Source organism: Pseudooceanicola sp. DL12 (genome assembly GCF_056270665.1).
Window position 1 is genome coordinate 940,595 of the sequence record NZ_CM149884.1, and the last position, 17,965, is coordinate 958,559.

The window sequence follows — 17,965 nt, forward strand, 5'->3', positions numbered from 1 at the left end:
GGCGGAATTTCGCTTGCGTCACTATGCTTTAGGACATTTCATACGGATACACCATATTTCGCGTGCTAGCCTCTGCCCATCGGCCGGATTCTGCTTTGACCCAGATCAACGTATCCTCTCGCCACAGTGCTAGCCTTGCCGGAGCCGCAGGCGCATCCGGGGCCTCTTGCCCCCTGCACCCGGAGCCACAGTCACAGTCCCGAAGGAGACAATCGTGCGCACGATTGCTCATTTTTCCGCCCCTCTCCCGTGTCGACGGGGGCAGGGGCCGAAGGGGTTCTCCTTATGCTTGCGCGGCAGTGCCCTCGTGATCGGAGGGCGTGTGGCATGAGCGTGACGGTCATCGGAATCGGCAATACCCTTCTGCGCGACGATGGTATCGGGGTGCGCGTCACCGAGGCGCTGCGCGCGGCCGACCTGCCGGGGATGACGCCCGTGGACGGCGGCACCATGGGCTTTCGTCTGGCCGGGCTGATCGCCGGTCAGCGCGCCTGCATCCTCGTCGACGCGGCCGACCTGGGCGCTGCGCCCGGCACGGTGCGCACCCTCTTGCCGCAGGACCTGCAGCGCTGGTTCGAGGGGGGCGGGCGCAGCTCGGCCCACGAGGCCGGGCTGATCGACCTGCTGGGCATGGTGCGGCTGGAGGGCGCCCTGCCGGCGCGCCTGGCCATCGTGGCGGTGCAGCCCGGCAATACCGACTGGGGCGAGAGTCTGACCGATCCGGTGGCCGCCGCCATTCCGCAGGCCGTGACAGAGATCGTCCGCCTGGTCAGCGAGTGGGGCGCCGAGGGCCAGGCCGAAGGCGCCAGCCTGCCCAGGCCTTCCCCCAAGGTTTCACAGAATGCTCCCCGGCAAGAAACGATGAAGGACCCTGCCCATGGATGAGATGACGCCCACCGCCCTGCACGGCAAGCCGCCGATGGTGCGCGCCCTGATGATGGAGGCCGGGCTGTTGCTGAAGAACTGCCTGCGCGAGGGCAAGCGCGGCAGCATCGACCTGATGCGCCTGCCGATGTCGCAGGACGACCTCTCGGCGCTGGATCAGGCACTGGGCCGTGGAGAGATCACCATCACCCTGCAGATCGACGGCGAGAGCATGATCCGCGAGACCGCCCACCCGGGCCTCTGGCTGATCGAGCACCGCGATCGCAGCGGGCGCATGGTGGCGCGGCTGATCGAGGCGGCGGCGGTGCCCGGCATCGTCATGGCCGCCGAGACGGACATGGAAGACACGGTGGTGCGGCTGACCGGGCCGGCCAGCGGGAAAGGACTGTGATGGATCGCGAGCCGCTCCGGAAAGACGTGAATGCTACGTGCAGTGACAAAAGCGGGGAAACCCTCGGCGCCCACCTGGCGCGCCGGGGCATCAGCCGGCGCAGCCTGCTGAAATTCGCCGCCGCCATGGCCACCAGCCTGGCGCTGCCGCCCGGCATGGCCCCGGCGATTGCCGAGGGGCTCTCGCAGGCCCGTCGCCAGTCGCTGATCTGGCTGTCCTTCCAGGAATGCACCGGCTGCCTCGAGGCGCTGCTGCGCAGCGAGGCGCCCAGCATCGACCGGCTGATCTTCGAGTTCATCTCGCTCGATTATCAGGAAACCCTGATGGCCGCCGCGGGCGAAGCCGCCGAGCAGACCCTGCGCGAGGCCGCCGCCGCCAATCACGGGAAATACCTGCTGGCCATCGACGGCTCCGTACCGGTGATGGACAACGGCGTCTACTCGATGTCGGGCGGACGCAGCAATATCGACATGCTGGCCGAGCTGGCCGAAGGCGCGGCGGCGGTGCTGGCCATCGGCACCTGTGCGGCCTACGGCGGGCTGCCAAAGGCCGCGCCCAATCCCACCGGCGCCGTCAGCGTCGTGGACCTGGTGCAGGGCAAGCCCATCGTCAACATCCCCGGCTGTCCGCCGATCCCCGAGGTGCTGACCGGCGTTCTGGTGAACTATCTCACCTTCAACAAGCTGCCGGACCTGGATCAATTTGGCCGTCCGCTGGCCTATTTCGGCACCTCGATCCACGATCAATGCTATCGCCGGCCCTATTACGATCAGGGCAAGTTCGCGCATTCCTTCGACGACGAGGGGGCCCAGCAGGGCTGGTGCCTGTTCGAACTGGGCTGCAAGGGCCCCACCACGCACAACGCCTGTGCCAGCCTGAAATGGAACGGCGGCACCTCCTTTCCGATCCAGTCCGGGCACGGCTGCCTTGGCTGTTCCGAGCCGGATTTCTGGGATCAGGGCAGCTTTTACACCTCGCTCTCGGGCGGCGAGGGGCCGCCCTGGGGCGCGGTGGGGGCGGCGGCGGCCGTGGGCGTGGGCATCGGCGGGGCCGCGGCCTTTGCCGCCCGGCGCGCCCGGGCCAGCGTCGACCGGCAGCTGGCGCTGGAATGGAAGGCGGAGAAAGAGGGGGGCAAGGAATGACCCTGCTGGAGTTTGCGCGCGGGCCGGCGCTCTACTGGTCCACCCTGATCATGATCTGCGGCTTGCTCTGGCGGATCACCGGCGTGCTGCTGCTGCCGCGCCGGCCCGATCTCTCTGCGCCGGGAGCGGGCAGCCGCGGCCGTTTCGGCGGCGCGGTGAACGAGATCTTCACCCGCTCCATCCCGCGCCGGGCCTTCGTGGGCCGCACCTTCGTGACCGTCTTCATCGGCTATGCGATGCACCTCGGGCTGATGATCATCCTGCTCGGCGGGGCGCCCCACATCCTGCTGGTGGAACAGGCCACGGGCCTCGGCTGGCCCTCGCTGCCAAAGGGGATCGTGGCAATCGCCAGCGCGGTTACGCTGGTCACGCTGCTTCTCGTCTTCATCCGCCGCTTCACCCACCCGGTGCTGCGGCTCCTGTCGAACTTCGATGACTACCTCAGCATCCTGCTGACGCTCCTGCCGGTGCTGACGGGCATCCTGCTGGCCGAGGAGACCATCGTCTCCTACACCACGCTGCTGACCTGGCACATCCTGACGGTCGAGGCGCTGATGATCTGGCTGCCCTTCGGCAAGCTGTCGCATGTGGTCTTCGTCTTTGCGGGCCGGGCCGTCTCCGGTGCCAAGCTGGGCAAGAGGGGGGCGACCACATGAGCAGCCACATGCCACCGTCCATCGCGCCGAACATCGGCAGCGGCACCCGACGGATCAAGGAGAGCCGCGAGCAGGAGGACCAGACCCGCCTCGATGCCGCGATGCGCGGCTTCATTTCGGATTTCGGGCCGGAGGCGGCCACCTACATGGAGGCCTGCCTGCACTGCGGCCAATGCGCCGAGGCCTGCCAGTTCTATGTCGAGACCGGCGATCCGAAATACACCCCGATCTGGAAGATCGAGCCCTTCAAGCAGGCCTACAACCGGCAGATGGGGCCCTTTGCGCCCTTCTTCCGCCTGTTCGGCCTGACGCCCAAGGTCTCGCTGGCACAGCTCGAGGAGTGGCAGGAACTGCTCTACGACAGCTGCAACATGTGCGGGCGCTGCTCGCTCGTCTGCCCGGCGGGGATCGACATCGCCGACCTGGTGGAAAAGGCGCGCCACGGGATGTTCGACGCGGGCCTCGTGCCCTCCGATTACCTGGGCGCCCTGGCCGAGGGCGAGCGCGAGACCGGCAGCCCCTACCGGATCACCACCGACGGCTTCCACGAGATGCTGGCCGGCATCGCCGAGAAATACGCCGTCGAGATCCCGGTGGACCTGGACCAGGCCGAGGTGGTGCCAACGATCTCCTCCATCGACGTCAAGATGTACCCCGAGTCCATCGCTGCCACGGCGAAGGTGCTGAACCATATCGGCGTGTCCTGGTGTTTCCGCACTGACGGCTTCGACGCCGACAACGCCTCGCTCACCGCCGGTGACCGGGTGGGCCAGCAGCTGGTGACCGAAGCCATCGTCGAGGCCGCCACGAGGGTGGGGGCCAAGGTGCTGATCATGCCGGAATGCGGCCACTCCTATACCGAGATGCGCTGGGAGGCCGCGAATACCGTCGGCCACGAGCTGCCCTTCCGGGTGCTGCACATGTCGGAATACCTGGCCGAATGCCTGGCCGACGGCAGCCTGAAGGTGCATCCGGTCGATGCCGACAAGCGCGGCCCCATCACCTTCCACGACCCATGCCAGGTGTCGCGCCGCTCCGGGCGCTCGGATGCGCCGCGCACGATCATGAAGGCGCTGGGCCTCGATCTGCACGAGCTGGCCGACCACGGCCCCGACAGCTGGTGCTGCGGCGGGGGCGGCGGCGTGGCGCTGATCGGGCGGGCGAAACCGTTGCGCGCCCATGCCTTTGCCATCAAGGAACGGCAGGTGAAGGAGACCGGCGCCGAGACGGTCTATGTTACCTGCACCGGCTGCCGCCAGACCTTCCAGCACGGCTTCAAGGACGCCGGCACCGACACCGGCGTCGGCAGCCTGCTCGACCTGGTGGCCGAACAGCTTGACGAGAAAGAGACCACATGAGCAGGACCATCACCATCGATCCCCTGACCCGGATCGAGGGGCACCTGAGGATCGAGACCGGCGTCGACGACGCGGGCCGCGTCACCTCGGCGCTCAGCTCCGGCACCCAGGTGCGCGGCATCGAGATCATCCTCAAGGGCCGCGACCCCCGCGATGCCTGGGCCTTTGCCCAGCGGATCTGCGGCGTCTGCACCCTGGTCCACGGGCTGGCCTCCGTCCGCGCGGTCGAGGACGCGCTGAGCCTCACCATCCCCGAGAACGCAGAGCTGATCCGCAACCTGATGGCCGGCTGCCAGCTGGTGCAGGACCACGTGATCCACTTCTACCACCTGCAGGGGCTCGACTGGATCAACCCGGTCTCGGCGCTGGATGCCGACCCCGCGCAGGCCGCCGCCATCGCCGCCGCGCAGGATTATCCGGCGAGTTCCCTCAGCCATTTCAAGGCCGTCCAGGCCCAGATCCGTGATCTGGTCACCTCCGGTCAGCTCGGCATCTTTGCCAATGGCTACTGGGATCACCCGGGCTACAAGCTGCCGGCCGAGGTCAACCTGATCGCCGTTTCGCATTACCTCGATGCGCTGAAATGGCAGCGCGAGGTGGGCAAGATCATGACCGTCTTCGGCGGCAAGGACCCGCACCCGAACCTTGTCGTGGGCGGCGTGCCCTGTGCCATTTCCGCCGGCGAGGGCGACCTGCCCGGCGGCGGCGATGGCACCGCCGTCAACCTGACCATGCTGGAAAAGGTGCAGCAGCTGATCACCCAGATGAGCGATTTCGTCTCGCGGGTCTACCTGCCGGACCTGCAGCTCATCGCCTCCTATTACCCGGAGTGGTTCACCCGCGGCGAGGGCACGCGCAACTTCCTCGCCTATGGCGATTTCGGCGGCACGATCGACAACGGCTTCGGCGTACCGCGCGGCGTGGTGCTCGATCGTGATCTTTCCACCATCCATCCCATCGACCTGGGCGCAGAGGACCAGATCAGGGAGTACATCTCCAACGGCTGGTACAGCTATACCGAGGGCAAGGATGCAGGCCTGCATCCCTGGAAGGGCGAGACGACCTTCTCCTACGACGGGCCGCAGCCGCCGTTCCAGAACCTGGATCCCGAGAAGGGCTATTCCTGGCTGAAGACGCCGCGCTGGCGTGAAAAGCCGATGGAGGTGGGCCCGCTGGCCCGCATCGTGCTGATGCGCGCGGGCGGCAACGAGAAGGCGCAGAAGGTGACCGATGCGGTGCTCGAACCGCTCGGGCTGACCTTTAATGCCATGTATTCCACCATGGGCCGGATCCTGGCCCGGGGGATCGAGGCCCGGATGATGGCCGACCGGATGCAGGACTGGCTGACGAAACTCCTCGCCAATATCGCCGCCGGCGATGTCAGCACGTTCAACGGCCGCGCCTGGCGCCCCGCCGACTGGCCCGAAAGCGCCCAGGGCGTGGGCTATGTCGAGGCGCCGCGCGGCGCGTTGGCGCACTGGATCACCTTCGACGGCGCAAAGATCACCAATTATCAGGCCGTGGTGCCCACCACCTGGAACGCCGGGCCCATCGACCCGATGGGGCAGCACGGGCCCTACGAGGCGGCGCTGCTCGATGATCATACGCTGGAAATACCCGATCAGCCGCTCGAGGTGCTGCGCACCATCCACAGCTTCGATCCCTGCATGGCCTGTGCCGCCCATGTGCTGGGCGCCGACAGCCAGGAGATCGTGCGCGTCAAGCTGGTCTGACCGCTTTCCATCCGGTGTCCGTTTCCCTTTCGGCCGGATGCGAAAACCCCCGCCGGATCGCTCCGGCGGGGGTCTTTTTCTGTCTCGCCACAGGGGCCTGCCACAGGGGCCTGCCACAGGGGCTTGCCACAGGGACCGGCCACAGGGGGCCCGGATCACTTCGCGGCGGCGGATACCTTGCTGGTCGTCTGCTCGATGATCTGCTGGGCTGCCATCCGGCCGCCGTTGACGGCAAAGCCGAAGCTGGTGCCCGAGGCCGCGCCGAGCGTGTAGCTGTCGCGGGCCGAGATGCCGCCGGCGTCGTTGCCGGTGACCCAGACGCCCTCGATCACCGTGGCATCGGGTTTCACGGGCTGCAGGAACTTGTTGATCCGGATGCCGCCCACCGTGGTCAGGATGCCGTAGGTCATGCGGAAGGCATAGAGCTTGCCGCCGGTTTCCAGCTTGGTCAGGTAGCGTTCGTCCTTGGCAAATCCGCTGTCCTTGTTGTGGTCGACGTCATAGTTGTAGGTCTCGAAGGTGTCCTTCAGCGCGGCGAGCGGCATGCCCGTCTGTTTCGCCAGGTCCTCGAGGCCATCGGCCACCACCACGGCGCCCTCGGCATTCTTCAGGCCATAGTCGACGAATTTGTCGAAATCCCCGACCTTGGTCGTGGCCGGCACCAGAACGCCAAGGCCCACGTCGAGCCCCTTGTTCATCAGGTAGTCGCGGGTGGCCTCGTCCATGATGGTCCAGGAGTGTTTCACCCGGTGCACGGCATTGCCGGCATGGATGAAATCCACGGCCACGTCCTCGGCGGTAAAGCGTTCGCCCTGCAGGTCGACCCAGATTGCCCGCGGCTGCCAGCCCAGGATGCAGAGGTTCATCTGCTCCCAGCCCATCTTGGCCACGTGCTGATCCAGCGCCGGCAGCAGCATTGTGGCGCCGATGGAATCGAGGTCTGCGCCCAGAGCCTGCACCATGTTGATGCCGTCACCCTCGGATCCGATGGGGGCATATTGCACCGGGTTCGGGGCCTCGGTGTATTTCGCCATCATCTCGGGGTTGTTGGCAAAGCCGCCGGTGGCCACGATCACGCCTTCGGGCGCGGTCACGACCATCTCGTCGCCGTCCTTGGTATAGGCCTTGGCCCCAACAACGCGGCCGGCGTCATCGGTGATCAGCTCCTTGGCCGAGATGTTGCGGATCAGCTCGGCGTTGGGGAAGGTCTCCAGCCGTTCAAAGAGCTTCTTGCAGAGCTCGCGGCCGTGGCCCTTGGCGATGTGCCAGGTGCGGTTGGCCGTCCATTCGATGGTTTCCGGGCCTTCGAATTCCACGCCCTGTTCCATCAGCCAGTCGATCGTCTCGGCCGACTTGTTGTGGAAGCGGCGCACCAGCGGCGCATTGGCCGACCAGCGGGTTTCTTCCATTTCCTCGCGATAGGTTTCGTCGCGCTTCAGGTTCACCCAGTTCTCGCGCTGCATTTCGGTTTCCACGCCGAACACGCCCTCGGCGTAATTCGCACGTCCGCCGGTGACCGGTGTCTTTTCCAGCACCAGGACTTTCTTGCCGGCAATGGCCAGCGTCAGCGCGGCGGCAAGGCCGCCCGCACCGGCGCCCAGAACCAGGACATCACAGGTTCTCGTTTCGCTAGCCATATCCTCACTCCTTCGATGAATATCGGTATATGAGATGAATGATACGCGCTGTGACGGAGTGCTGCCTTGATCTGGCGCAATCGATTGCAGGCATCGCCGCAGAAGGGCGTCGCCCAGGGAGGCGTCGGCCATTTCCGGCCGAGCGATGCTGCACTGCAGTACCGACGTGATACCGACGTGATACCGACGCGATACCGCAAGGGGTTTTCGCCGCTTTTTCAGACTCTTGCTGCGCTGCGGCGCAAAGTGGCCTCAGCGCGGCAGATGGGCCACCGCCTCGACCTCGATCTTCAGCCTGGGATCAATGAATCCACTGACCTGCAACATGGTCGCGGCGGGCAGGGGGGCCTGGGTGAAAGCCTCCCTCCGGGCCTCGGCCACGGCGGCACGATCGGCCATGTCGGTGACGTAGACGGTGATCTTGACGATCCGGGCACTGCCTGCGGCCTCGGCCAGATCCGTTACCCTTTTCAAGGCGATACGGGCCTGGGCGCCGATGTCCTCGGGCACCTCGGCGCCACCTGCATGCATCCCGGAGATATAGACGATCCCGTCCACCTCGATGGCATTGGTGAACAGCCCCGGCACCGCGCCGGGCACCGTCTCGGCGGTGATCTCCCTCATTTCGCGGCCTCCTTGCGCGCCGCATCCTCGCGTCCCAGGCGCTCTCTCACCGGCACGAAATCATAGGTCGGATAGAACTCCGTCTCGAAGACTCCCCAGGCCCGTCTTTCCAGCTCGACGTTCACTTTCGGCAAAATCTCCGGCGCCATCCGCAGCGTCACCACTTGCCCGATGCCCATCACCACGTTCCAGCTCAGAATTTCGGCACCCTCGGGCGGGAAGGATTGCCACCAATCCTGCTCGGACAGATGGCTCTGAATTTGCTCAAGATTCTTGGATTGATCGTGTTTCAGGAACACGGTGAGCATCACGGTTTCGGACATGGGGCCTCCTGCTTTTTGAGCGGCTCGCTCGGAAAGTTCTTGCCAACGATAGCCTGAATCGGATTAATTTCAAATAGGAACACAGTGGTCTATATTGAACAGTTTAAGCTGTCGGCCACGGGAACACGCTCAAATTGACGGGGGAGCGACATGCAGGATCCTGCACTGAAGGGGCAATCCAAGGGCCGCCCGCTGACCGAGGCCGAGGCCACCTTCGCCGAAGCACTGGAACGCATTTACGAAACCGGCTGCCATGACTTCGCAGAGGTCGTGGAAAAGCTGAACGCACGCGGCGATGCCCGCCCCTCGGGAGAGGCCGGCGCCTGGACGCTCGCGGTGTTCGAGGCAGAGCTGAAGGCAATCAACGCCAGCCACGACGCGGCCCATGCCGAACACGGGATAGGCGCCTGAGCGCCAGCCATACCAAGCAAGCCATACCAAGCAAGCCATACCGAGACAGGGCGGGGCTGACGACGGCGCCGGGGCCTGAACCAGGGAGACAGCACGATGGAAGCAGCAACCGGATCGCGCGACCGCGTGGACGAGTGCATCAACAAGGGTTTGCGGGGTTTCTGGACGCCTGTTGCGACCTCTGTTCAGGTCAAGACAGGCAAGCCGCTGGCGCGCAAGATCGCGGGCGAAAACCTTGTCATGTGGCGCGACGGTGCCGGCAAGGTGCGCTGCGTCGAGGATTTCTGCCCCCACCGCGGCGCCAAGCTGAGCCTGGGTGTCGTGCAGGAGGGCAATATCGCCTGTCGCTATCACGGCGTGATGGTCGATGGCGAGGGCACCGTGGCCCGCGTGCCCGCCATGCCCGATTGCGCGCTGGAAGGCCGAAAGGCGCTGACCTCCTACGAGACGGCCGAGGCCGGCGGTGCGATCTTCATCTACCTGCCCTCTGCCGACCGCCCCGAGGCGCCCGAGTTCGTGCCGCCGGTCGAGTTCACCAACGGCGAATGGGAGGTCTTTCCCTGCATGGTGAAATGGGACTGCTCCTATCGCTTCAGCCTCGACAACGCGGCCGACCCGATGCACGCGATCTACCTGCATTCCGACAGCTTCACGCTTCAGTACGGCGCCAAGCAGGACACGATGAACCTGGAACGCACCGAGAAGGGCTTCCGCATCGAGCGCATGGGTCAGAAGGGCGTGAACCTCGATGAGACCGAGGTCGTGATGGACGAGGGCGTGATGTATTTCCGCCTCGACATTCCCTATCCCGACGGGGCCGGTCCGGGTGGTCCCTTCCGCATCATCGGCTTTGCCACGGCAATCGACGAGGATACGCATCACTCCTTCTTCTGGCGCTGCCGGCAGGTGAAGGGGCTGGCCGCCGAGAGCTGGCGTTTCCTGTATCGCGCCTTCCTGGAAGACCGTCACTGGTTCGTCCTGGAGCAGGACCGCGTGATGCTGGAGAGCATTCCCGCCGACGCACGGCGCCGCGAGATGCTCTATCAGCACGACATCGGCGTCAGCCGTCAGCGGCAGATGATGGTGCGCCGCGCCAAGGAGCATTTCAAGGCGCTGGATGCGGGCGAGGCGGCAGGAAAGAAAACCGCCTGATGGCACGCGACGGCCTGAAAGACCTGTCCCCCGAGGCCCTGATCGAGGCGATATCCGCTCCGTTTCAGGCCGGTCGGGCGGTGGACCTGACGGGCAGCCGGGTGACCGGGGCGCTCGACCTCTCGGGGCGGGAACCTTGCGGTTTCGACCTGACGGGTTCGGTCTTCGAGGGACCGGTCAAGCTGGAAGCGGCAGTGTTCCGGGGGCTGACCTGGTTCCGCGACTGCCGCTTCACCGCGCCTGTGCAGGCGCGCGAGGCGCTCTTTGCCCATGATGCCCGTTTCGACGGCGCCGAGTTTGCCGGTGAACTGACACTGACGCGGGCCGAGAGCCGCGGCACGCTGGTGCTGGATGCCGCCACCTGCCACGGACCGGCCTGGCTGGACCGGGTGCAGGTGCTGGGCAGTTTCTCGATGGCCGGCGCCCGGTTCGAAGGACCGGTCTCGCTCGATGGCACCGAGGCCTATGGCGGCTTCTGGGGCGACGGGGCGGCCTTCCTCGGCCGGGTCTCGGCCAAGGGCATGGAAGTTCACGGGCGCAACTGGCTGCGCGGCATCACTGTCGCGCCCGCCGGCCCCTCCGCGCCGCCGGCCCAGCCGCTGGCGCGCCAGATCCGCAGCTTCGGATACGTCTGGAATTGACGGAACCCCAACATGAAAAGGGCGGTACAACAATGACATCCAGTCTCGAACTGAAGAATATCACCAAGGTCTTTACCGACCACAAGACCGGCCATTCCGTGACCGCCGTGACCGACATGTCCTTTTCGGTGGCGCCGGGGGAACTGGTCGCGGTGGTGGGGCCTTCGGGCTGTGGCAAGTCGACGATCCTCAACATGGTCTCGGGGCTCTACGGGCCGACCGAGGGCGAGGTGCGCATCGATGGCGAGCTGGTCACCGGCACCCGCCCAGAGGTGGGCTTCATGCTTCAGAAGGACCTGCTCCTGCCCTGGCGCACGATCGTCAAGAACGTGGAATTCGGCCTTGAGGAGAAGAAGTTCAACCGCACCGAGCGTCGCCGGCGTGCCATGGCCGAGCTGGAGCGGATGCACCTGTCGGACTTTGCCGAAAGCTATCCGCACCAGCTCTCGGGCGGTATGCGTCAACGGGCGGCCCTGGCCCGGACGCTGGCGATCGAGCCCGAGCTGGTGCTGCTCGATGAGCCGTTCAGTGCGCTGGACGCGCAGACGAAGCTGCGCCTGCAAGGCCACTTTGCCCGTATCATCGCTGAGGCCGGCGTGACCAGCGTGCTGATCACCCACGACCTGAACGAGGCGGTGATCATGTCGGATCGCGTGGTGGTCCTGTCGGGCCGTCCGGGGAGGGTGATCGACGAGTTCGCCATCGACCTGCCGCACCGCACGGATCCGCTGAAACGCAGCCTGGAACCGCAGGCGGGCGTCTACGTTAAACGGCTCTTCGATGCGCTGCATCTGGAAAACGAAGACGCCTGAGACCCGAAGACCAGAAGAAGAAAAACCAACAGAGAACACACAGGGAGTTCCTCCGAAATGAAAATGACTTTCATCAAGGCAGCCGCCGTGGCCGCTCTGACCTCGCTGGCGGTCGTGCCGGCGGCGCAGGCCCAGGAGCTGGAGAAGATGACCTATCTCTTCCCGGCGCCCGACTTCCTGCCGGCCTTCACGCCGTTCCAGGTGGCCCGCGCCAAGGGCTATTATGAAGATGCGGGCCTCGACGTGGACTGGGTGATCGGCAAGGGCGGCGCGGACGTGGCCAAGCAGGTTGCCGTGGGCAACGCGGACCTCGGCGGCGGCATTGGCGACACGCCGATCATCGTGCGCGCCAATGGCCTGCCGGTCGAGGGCGTCCTGCTGCTGGGGGGCAAGGCCCTGACGCAGATGCTGATCCGCAACGACAGCGGAGCCACCGACATGAAGAGCCTGGCCGGCAAGAAGATCGGCGTTCTGGCCTACCAGGACACCACTTACTACAACCTGCTGGCAGCCCTGGCGGCCAACGGCATGTCCAAGGATGACGTCGACATCGAGGCCGTGGGCGCCGGCGGCATGGTACAGCTTATGATCTCGGGCGATCTCGACGCGATCTCGGGCACCCCGGACTGGGCCGCCTCGATCGAGGGGGCTGGCGTCGACCTGACGACGATTTCGATCAACGAGATGTTCCCGGCCATGGCACAGGCCGTGCTGACCTCGGAGAAGACCGCAGAGGAACGCCCGGAAGTCGTCGGTGGCTTTGTTCAGGCCACTTTGCATGGCCTGCAGGACGTGATGACCGACCCCGAGGGTTCGGCCAAGCTTCTGGCGGAAACCATGCCGCAGTTCGAAGGCAAGGAAGCTTTCCTGACCGACGTTATGAAGCGCTATGGCACGCAGGTCTATGCCGTCGACGACATGTCGATGCTGGGCCAGTTCGACCCCGCGCGGGTCAAGGCCGTATCCGAGTTCTACCTGCAGCACGACATCGTCGGCTCGATCGAGGATCCGGAAGACTACTATGACAACACCTTCGTGACGGCAGCAGAGTAATGAGCGTTACCGCGGAAGAAACCCTGAGCACGGAGCGGCCCGTGGGGCGCTCCTCCAAGACCTCCAAAAAGGACAGAAGCGTGAGTACCAACGCGACCAATCCCGCGGCCCGCCGCAGATCCGGCTCCTCTCTCGAGATCGGTCTGATGGTCGGCTTCGGCCTGATCTTTCTGGCGATCTGGCAGTTCCTTCCGCCCGCTCTGGGAATTCCGCGGTACATCATCCCCACCTTTACACAATGCATGGAAGAATTCGGCCGCATGTGGCGGCAGGACAGCCTGCTTGCGAATTTCATGTCGACGCTGGTCTCGGCCATCATCGGCTTTGCCCTCGGCAGCATTCTCGGCGCCGTCTCGGGCTACCTGCTGGGCATGTCCCGGCTCTGGGAGCGCGTGCTCTCGCCCTATATCCTTGCGCTTCAGATCGCGCCCAAGGTGGCCTTTGCGCCGCTGTTCATCATGTGGTTCGGCTATACCGCCATCCCCAAGTTGCTGGTCACCGTGCTGATCGTCTTCTTCCCGATCCTGGTGAACGTGCTGCAGAGCATGAAGACGGTCGACAAGGACCTGGTGAACCTTGCCAAGGTCTATTCCATGAGCCGCTGGAAGATCTTCCTGAAGATCGAGATGCCCTGGTCGCTGCCCAACCTCTTTGCCGGTCTGCGGATCTCTTCGACGCTGGCCGTGATCGGGGTGACGGTGGGCGAACTGGTGGGCGGCAACAGCGGCCTCGGCTTCCTGCTGACCTATGGCGAAGGCCAGGCAAACACGGCGATGGTCTTCGACTCGATCATCCTGCTGACCATCATCGGCATCCTGCTCTACTTCGTGGTCGCCTATATCGAAAAGCGGGTGCTGCACTACCTTGACCGGGGCGATCAGTGATGGCCGTCACGGCCACATATCCCACGGTGTTCGAGACCGGCAAGGCGGCGCGTATCACCTACCTGCGCCGCCGGGGCCCGGGGCGGGCGCTGGTCTGCCTGCACGGCATCGGATCGCGCGGCGAGAGTTTCGCGCCCATGCTGCCCCATCTGCCGGGCGACTGGGACGTGATCGCCTGGAACGCGCCGGGCTATGCCGGATCCGATCCGCTCGCCGCCGAATGGCCGGAGGAGGGCGCCTATGCCGCGGCGCTGCTGGCGCTGCTTGATGCGCTGGCGCTGAAACGGGTCACCCTGCTGGGTCATTCGCTCGGCACGCTGATGGCGGCACGTTTCGCGGCCGAGAACCCCGAGCGGGTCGAGGCACTGATCCTCGGCGCGGCGGCCTGTGGTCATGGGTTCCCCGTCGGGGGCCCGTTGTCCGACGCGGCGGCCGACCGGCTCGAGGCGCTGGACCGTGAGGGGGCCGCGGCCTTTGCCGCCGCCCGCGCGCCGCGCCTGGTGGCCGAAAAGGACGCCCATCCGGAGGCCCTGCCGCGCGTGCAGGCCGCGATGGCGGCCGTGACTATGCCGGGCTACGGTCAGGCGGTGCGCATGCTGGCCTCGGGCCGGCTGGAACAGAGCCTGCAGCAGGTCACCGCGCCGGCGGGCGTGATCTGGGGGGCTGGCGACGTGGTCACACCGCGCGCCCAGACCGACCGCGCGCTGGCGGCCCTGAAAGGGGCGCCTCTCCGGGTGATCCCGGGTGCGGGCCACGCACTGCACGCCGAAGCGCCGGAGGCATTCGCCGCCGCGCTGATAGAAATCCTGTCCGAGTTGGACACCGAGAAGACCGAAGGAAAGACGAGGGCCTCATGAGTGATATTGTCAGGGCAGGTCATCTGCGCAGCGTCGTGATGCGCGCGCCGGGCATGACCAACACGGTGAAATTCTACGAGACAAGCTGGGGCCTGAGTGTCGCCAAGCAGGCCGACGGCATCATCTATATGCGGGGCACCGGGACCGAACCCTTCATCTATGCGCTGAAGGACGGCAAGGACTATGGCATCGAATACATCCACCTCGGCATGCCCGACCGCGGCAGCATGGATGCGCTGCATGCGCAGGTCACGGCCAAGGGTGCCCATGTGCTGAGCGCGCCGGGCATGTTCGACGACGTGATCGGCGGTTATGGCTTCGAGATGCTGGACCCGGATTTCCGCCGGCTTCGTTTCACCTGCGATCTCGAGATGCTGGAGAAGCAGGACAAGTACGCCCATCCCCAGAAGATCACACACTGCGTGCTGAACACCCCCGACATGGAGGGCGTGCAGGCCTGGTATGAAGACGTCCTGGGCTTCCGCGTCAGCGATTACTCCGCCGACCAGATGGTGTTCCTGCGCGCAGCGGCGGACGTGGAAGAGGGGGCTGATCACCATTGCATCGCGCTCGTCCGCGCGCCCTATGCCAGCGTCAACCACGTGGCCTTTGAGACCGGCGACATCAACGAGTACATGCGTTCGATCGGGCGGATGCGGCAGAACGGCGTGGTGCCAACCTGGGGACCGGGCCGCCACGGGCCGGGCGACAACTGCTTTGCCTATTTCGTCTCGCCCTCAGGCTTCGTGATCGAGTTCACTTCCGAAGTGCAGAAGATCGACGAGGTGACCCACGAGCCGCAGGTCTGGTCGCGCGACGATCCCGAGAAGATGGACCAATGGATGACCGCCGGCCCGCCGACCGCGGCGCAGCGTGCCTGCATGATGGGCCGGCCCGATCCGGGTTTTCCGCCCGAGAGCGCGGAGTGAGCCTGTGGATCTTGGATTGACCGACAAGACCGTCGTGGTCACGGGGGCTTCCTCTGGCATCGGTCTCGCGACCGCATGGCAGCTGCTTGCTGAGGGCGCCAACGTTGCGCTCTGTGCCCGCGGCGCCCAGCGGCTCGAGGCGGTGGCCGAGGCGATGGCGGATGCCCATGGCGCCGAGCGTGTGCTGCACCGGCCCGTCGATGTGCTGAAGGCGGAGGAGGTGAGTGCCTTTGCAGCCGCCGTCGAGGATCGGTTCGGCGGTGCCGTGGCGCTGATCAACAACGCTGGCCAGGGCAGGGTGTCTACCTTTGCCGATACCGATGACCAAGCCTGGCGCGATGAACTCGAGCTGAAGTACTTCAGTCAGATCCGCCCTGTGCGGGCCTTTCAGGGGATGCTGAAGGCCAGCGGCGCGGGCGCGATCGTCGCCACCAATTCGCTGCTGGCCTATCAGCCGGAGCCGCACATGGTCTGCACCTCCTCTGCGCGGGCCGGGGTGCAGAGCCTGCTGAAATCGCTCTCGGTCGAACTGGCGCCGGATATCCGGGTCAATTCCATCCTCGTCGGTCTGGTGGACAGCAACCAGTGGCAGCGCCGGTTCGAAGCGCGCGAAGATCAGGGCCAGAGCCGCGAGGACTGGTTCGCGGCTCTTGCCGCAAAGAAGAAAATCCCTCTTGGCCGTCTTGGCAAGCCGGAAGAAGCAGCGCGTACGCTGGTCTTCCTGGCCTCGCCGGCCGCGTCCTATATCACAGGAGCTCAAGTTGAAATCTCTGGCGGCGTTTCAAGATACATCTGAGGTGGCGGCGATGCCTGCCGCAGCACCGGCCCTGCCCGAGACCGTGGGCGACCTGATCGCGACGGCTCTGGCGGATCTCGGCGTGACGACCCTGTTCGGGGTCATCTCGATCCACAACATGCCCATCCTCGATGCGGTTGCGCGGCAGGGGCGGATCCGCTTCGTGCCGGCGCGTGGCGAGGCGGGGGCGATGAACATGGCCGATGCCTTTGCCCGTGTCTCGGGTGGCCTTGGCGTGGTGATGACATCGACCGGAACCGCGGCGGGCTATGCGGCCGGCGGCCAGGTCGAGGCGCTGACGGCAGGCAGCCGCGTTCTGCACATCACCAGCCAGGTCGACACCAAGTTTGCCGACCGCGACCGCGCGCCGATCCATGACGTGCCGACCCAGCGCGAGATGCTGAAAGGTGTCAGCAAGGCGACCTTCCGCATCTGGGACGCCCACGCGGCCCTCGGCGTGATCAAGGCCGCCGTCAGCTCCGCGCTCTCCGCGCCCTCCGGTCCGGTCAGCCTCGAGGTGCCGGTGGACGTTCAGCGCAGCCCGCTGGCAGGCGGCGCGAAGATCGGCACGCCTGCGGTGGTGAGGCCCATCGCGGACCAGTCCGAGATCGAGGCGCTGGCCGAGGCGATAAAGGGCGCGAAACGCCCGATGATCTGGCTGGGCGGCGGCGCGCGCGGGGCAGAGGCACCGGCAACCGAACTGGTGGACCGCGGCATGGGTGCCGTGACCTCGACCAACGGTCGCGGTGTGGTGCCCGAGACGCACAAGGCCACCCTTGGCGCCTTCAACATGACGCCCCAGGCGATCCGTCTCTATGAAACCTGCGACCTGATGGTCGTCGTCGGGTCGCGCCTGCGCGGCAACGAGACCAAGGACAACCTGATGCCGCTGCCGCCGATATGGCAGATCGACGCGGAAGCCAGCCAGGGCGGCCGGAACTACCCTGTCGAGGCGATGATCCACGGTGATGCCTGCGATACGCTGACCCGCCTGCTGGCGTTGCTGCCGGCAAAGCTCGACACGGATCCGAACCTTTCGCACGAAATCGCCGTGGCGCGCGCCACGGCCGAGGGCGAACTGCGCGCCATGCTTGGCCCGTACCGCCAGGTGGCCGATGTGCTGCACCAGCGGGTTTTGAACGGCGCCCACCCCTGGGTGCGCGACGTGACGATCTCCAATTCCACTTTCGGCAACCGCTACGTGCAGATCGCCGAACCGCGCCTGGGCGTCCATGCCCTTGGCGGCGGGATCGGCCAGGGCATCGCCATGGGGATCGGTGCGGCGCTCGCCTCTGACGGTCCCAAGGCGGTGACGCTGGTGGGGGACGGTGGTGCGATGCTGGGCATCGCCGAGCTGATCACTGCCGTGCAGGAAGAGGCGCCGCTGGTCTACGTGTTGATGAACGACAGCGCATACGGCGTGATCCAGAACATCCAGGATGCGCAATACGAGGGGCGGCGGCACTATTCGGCACTGAACACGCCCTGCTTCGAGACACTCTGTGCCTCTGTTGGCATGCCGCACATGAAGGTCGCCGCGATCGAGGACTTCGAGGCACATTTCGATGCGGCCGTCGCGCGACCCGGCCCGGTTGTGCTCGAGGTCGACATGACTGCCATCGGGCCCTTTGCCCGCGCCTTTGCCGGTCCGCCGGCCGGTGCTGCAGGCAAGGCGGAGTAG

The 17,965-nt window shown here is 65.9% G+C and carries 19 protein-coding genes; 16 read left to right on the forward strand and 3 right to left on the reverse strand.

The window, feature by feature from the left end:
- Positions 1–327 precede the first annotated feature (327 nt).
- Genes AC0WR5_RS04400 through AC0WR5_RS04425 form a run of 6 tightly spaced genes read left to right on the forward strand, consistent with a single transcriptional unit; the run spans position 328 to position 6,165 of the window.
- Positions 328–885: a hydrogenase maturation protease gene (locus AC0WR5_RS04400; RefSeq protein ID WP_475867252.1), complete on the forward strand. Its 558-nt coding sequence runs from the start codon at positions 328–330 to the stop codon at positions 883–885.
- Positions 878–1,276 carry a hydrogenase expression/formation C-terminal domain-containing protein gene (locus AC0WR5_RS04405; RefSeq protein ID WP_475867253.1) on the forward strand — a complete coding sequence of 133 codons (399 nt, stop codon included), beginning with the start codon at positions 878–880 and terminating at the stop codon, positions 1,274–1,276. Before AC0WR5_RS04400 ends, AC0WR5_RS04405 begins: the two co-directional genes overlap by 8 nt.
- Positions 1,276–2,418, forward strand: coding sequence for a hydrogenase small subunit (locus AC0WR5_RS04410; RefSeq protein WP_475868882.1), 1,143 nt, complete (start codon positions 1,276–1,278; stop codon positions 2,416–2,418). The genes AC0WR5_RS04405 and AC0WR5_RS04410 overlap by 1 nt, the downstream gene beginning before the upstream one ends.
- Positions 2,415–3,074 (forward strand): nitrate reductase, encoded by a 660-nt coding sequence (locus AC0WR5_RS04415; RefSeq protein WP_475867254.1) that lies wholly within the window; start codon positions 2,415–2,417, stop codon positions 3,072–3,074. Before AC0WR5_RS04410 ends, AC0WR5_RS04415 begins: the two co-directional genes overlap by 4 nt.
- Positions 3,071–4,432, forward strand: a complete 1,362-nt coding sequence (locus AC0WR5_RS04420; RefSeq protein WP_475867257.1) for a (Fe-S)-binding protein — start codon at positions 3,071–3,073, stop codon at positions 4,430–4,432. The genes AC0WR5_RS04415 and AC0WR5_RS04420 overlap by 4 nt, the downstream gene beginning before the upstream one ends.
- Positions 4,429–6,165, forward strand: a complete 1,737-nt coding sequence (locus AC0WR5_RS04425) for a nickel-dependent hydrogenase large subunit (RefSeq protein ID WP_475867259.1) — start codon at positions 4,429–4,431, stop codon at positions 6,163–6,165. Before AC0WR5_RS04420 ends, AC0WR5_RS04425 begins: the two co-directional genes overlap by 4 nt.
- A gap of 155 nt (positions 6,166–6,320) precedes the next feature.
- Here AC0WR5_RS04425 and AC0WR5_RS04430 read toward each other — a convergent pair whose 3' ends face one another.
- The 3 genes from AC0WR5_RS04430 to AC0WR5_RS04440 all read right to left on the reverse strand — a co-directional run bounded on the left by AC0WR5_RS04430 (position 6,321) and on the right by AC0WR5_RS04440 (position 8,749).
- Entirely contained in the window at positions 6,321–7,802 is a 1,482-nt protein-coding gene (locus AC0WR5_RS04430; RefSeq protein ID WP_475867260.1) for an FAD-dependent oxidoreductase, read from the reverse strand.
- Positions 7,803–8,054: 252 nt separating this feature from the next.
- On the reverse strand, positions 8,055–8,426 hold the full coding sequence (locus AC0WR5_RS04435; RefSeq protein ID WP_475867262.1) for a RidA family protein: 372 nt from the start codon (positions 8,424–8,426) through the stop codon (positions 8,055–8,057).
- Complete coding sequence (locus AC0WR5_RS04440; RefSeq protein ID WP_475867264.1) at positions 8,423–8,749, reverse strand: hypothetical protein; 327 nt, start codon at positions 8,747–8,749, stop codon at positions 8,423–8,425. Before AC0WR5_RS04440 ends, AC0WR5_RS04435 begins: the two co-directional genes overlap by 4 nt.
- Positions 8,750–8,899: 150 nt before the next feature.
- Between AC0WR5_RS04440 and AC0WR5_RS04445 the strand changes: the two genes are divergently transcribed.
- From AC0WR5_RS04445 to AC0WR5_RS04490, 10 genes are all read left to right on the forward strand, one after another.
- Entirely contained in the window at positions 8,900–9,160 is a 261-nt protein-coding gene (locus tag AC0WR5_RS04445; RefSeq protein WP_475867265.1) for a recombinase-like helix-turn-helix domain-containing protein, read from the forward strand.
- Positions 9,161–9,256: 96 nt separating this feature from the next.
- Positions 9,257–10,312 (forward strand): Rieske 2Fe-2S domain-containing protein, encoded by a 1,056-nt coding sequence (locus AC0WR5_RS04450; RefSeq protein ID WP_475867266.1) that lies wholly within the window; start codon positions 9,257–9,259, stop codon positions 10,310–10,312.
- A complete protein-coding gene (locus AC0WR5_RS04455; protein WP_475867267.1) occupies positions 10,312–10,953 on the forward strand; it encodes a pentapeptide repeat-containing protein in 642 nt (213 codons plus the stop codon). The genes AC0WR5_RS04450 and AC0WR5_RS04455 overlap by 1 nt, the downstream gene beginning before the upstream one ends.
- 32 nt (positions 10,954–10,985) lie before the next feature.
- On the forward strand, positions 10,986–11,765 hold the full coding sequence (locus tag AC0WR5_RS04460; protein ID WP_475867268.1) for an ABC transporter ATP-binding protein: 780 nt from the start codon (positions 10,986–10,988) through the stop codon (positions 11,763–11,765).
- A gap of 57 nt (positions 11,766–11,822) precedes the next feature.
- On the forward strand, positions 11,823–12,818 hold the full coding sequence (locus AC0WR5_RS04465) for an ABC transporter substrate-binding protein (protein ID WP_475867269.1): 996 nt from the start codon (positions 11,823–11,825) through the stop codon (positions 12,816–12,818).
- Positions 12,819–12,898: 80 nt separating this feature from the next.
- Positions 12,899–13,702, forward strand: coding sequence for an ABC transporter permease (locus AC0WR5_RS04470; RefSeq protein WP_475867272.1), 804 nt, complete (start codon positions 12,899–12,901; stop codon positions 13,700–13,702).
- The gene (locus AC0WR5_RS04475) at positions 13,702–14,559 is read left to right on the forward strand and encodes an alpha/beta fold hydrolase (RefSeq protein WP_475867273.1); all 858 of its coding nucleotides are present in this window, start codon (positions 13,702–13,704) and stop codon (positions 14,557–14,559) included. Before AC0WR5_RS04470 ends, AC0WR5_RS04475 begins: the two co-directional genes overlap by 1 nt.
- The gene (locus AC0WR5_RS04480) at positions 14,556–15,488 is read left to right on the forward strand and encodes a VOC family protein (RefSeq protein ID WP_475867274.1); all 933 of its coding nucleotides are present in this window, start codon (positions 14,556–14,558) and stop codon (positions 15,486–15,488) included. The genes AC0WR5_RS04475 and AC0WR5_RS04480 overlap by 4 nt, the downstream gene beginning before the upstream one ends.
- Before the next feature lie 16 nt (positions 15,489–15,504).
- Positions 15,505–16,284, forward strand: coding sequence for an SDR family oxidoreductase (locus tag AC0WR5_RS04485; protein ID WP_475867276.1), 780 nt, complete (start codon positions 15,505–15,507; stop codon positions 16,282–16,284).
- 10 nt (positions 16,285–16,294) lie between these two features.
- Entirely contained in the window at positions 16,295–17,965 is a 1,671-nt protein-coding gene (locus tag AC0WR5_RS04490) for a thiamine pyrophosphate-binding protein (RefSeq protein WP_475867278.1), read from the forward strand.

Bases quoted from the DNA above. Each gene is read 5' to 3' on its own strand.
- AC0WR5_RS04490 (WP_475867278.1), top strand. From the start codon at position 16,295: ATGCCTGCCGCAGCACCGGCCCTGCCCGAGACCGTGGGCGACCTGATC.
- AC0WR5_RS04455 (WP_475867267.1), top strand. From the start codon at position 10,312: ATGGCACGCGACGGCCTGAAAGACCTGTCCCCCGAGGCCCTGATCGAG.
- AC0WR5_RS04415 (WP_475867254.1), top strand. From the start codon at position 2,415: ATGACCCTGCTGGAGTTTGCGCGCGGGCCGGCGCTCTACTGGTCCACC.
- AC0WR5_RS04405 (WP_475867253.1), top strand. From the start codon at position 878: ATGGATGAGATGACGCCCACCGCCCTGCACGGCAAGCCGCCGATGGTG.
- AC0WR5_RS04460 (WP_475867268.1), top strand. From the start codon at position 10,986: ATGACATCCAGTCTCGAACTGAAGAATATCACCAAGGTCTTTACCGAC.
- AC0WR5_RS04475 (WP_475867273.1), top strand. From the start codon at position 13,702: ATGGCCGTCACGGCCACATATCCCACGGTGTTCGAGACCGGCAAGGCG.
- AC0WR5_RS04400 (WP_475867252.1), top strand. From the start codon at position 328: ATGAGCGTGACGGTCATCGGAATCGGCAATACCCTTCTGCGCGACGAT.
- AC0WR5_RS04420 (WP_475867257.1), top strand. From the start codon at position 3,071: ATGAGCAGCCACATGCCACCGTCCATCGCGCCGAACATCGGCAGCGGC.
- AC0WR5_RS04410 (WP_475868882.1), top strand. From the start codon at position 1,276: ATGGATCGCGAGCCGCTCCGGAAAGACGTGAATGCTACGTGCAGTGAC.
- AC0WR5_RS04430 (WP_475867260.1), bottom strand. From the start codon at position 7,802: ATGGCTAGCGAAACGAGAACCTGTGATGTCCTGGTTCTGGGCGCCGGT.
- AC0WR5_RS04445 (WP_475867265.1), top strand. From the start codon at position 8,900: ATGCAGGATCCTGCACTGAAGGGGCAATCCAAGGGCCGCCCGCTGACC.
- AC0WR5_RS04465 (WP_475867269.1), top strand. From the start codon at position 11,823: ATGAAAATGACTTTCATCAAGGCAGCCGCCGTGGCCGCTCTGACCTCG.
- AC0WR5_RS04440 (WP_475867264.1), bottom strand. From the start codon at position 8,749: ATGTCCGAAACCGTGATGCTCACCGTGTTCCTGAAACACGATCAATCC.
- AC0WR5_RS04480 (WP_475867274.1), top strand. From the start codon at position 14,556: ATGAGTGATATTGTCAGGGCAGGTCATCTGCGCAGCGTCGTGATGCGC.
- AC0WR5_RS04450 (WP_475867266.1), top strand. From the start codon at position 9,257: ATGGAAGCAGCAACCGGATCGCGCGACCGCGTGGACGAGTGCATCAAC.
- AC0WR5_RS04425 (WP_475867259.1), top strand. From the start codon at position 4,429: ATGAGCAGGACCATCACCATCGATCCCCTGACCCGGATCGAGGGGCAC.
- AC0WR5_RS04435 (WP_475867262.1), bottom strand. From the start codon at position 8,426: ATGAGGGAGATCACCGCCGAGACGGTGCCCGGCGCGGTGCCGGGGCTG.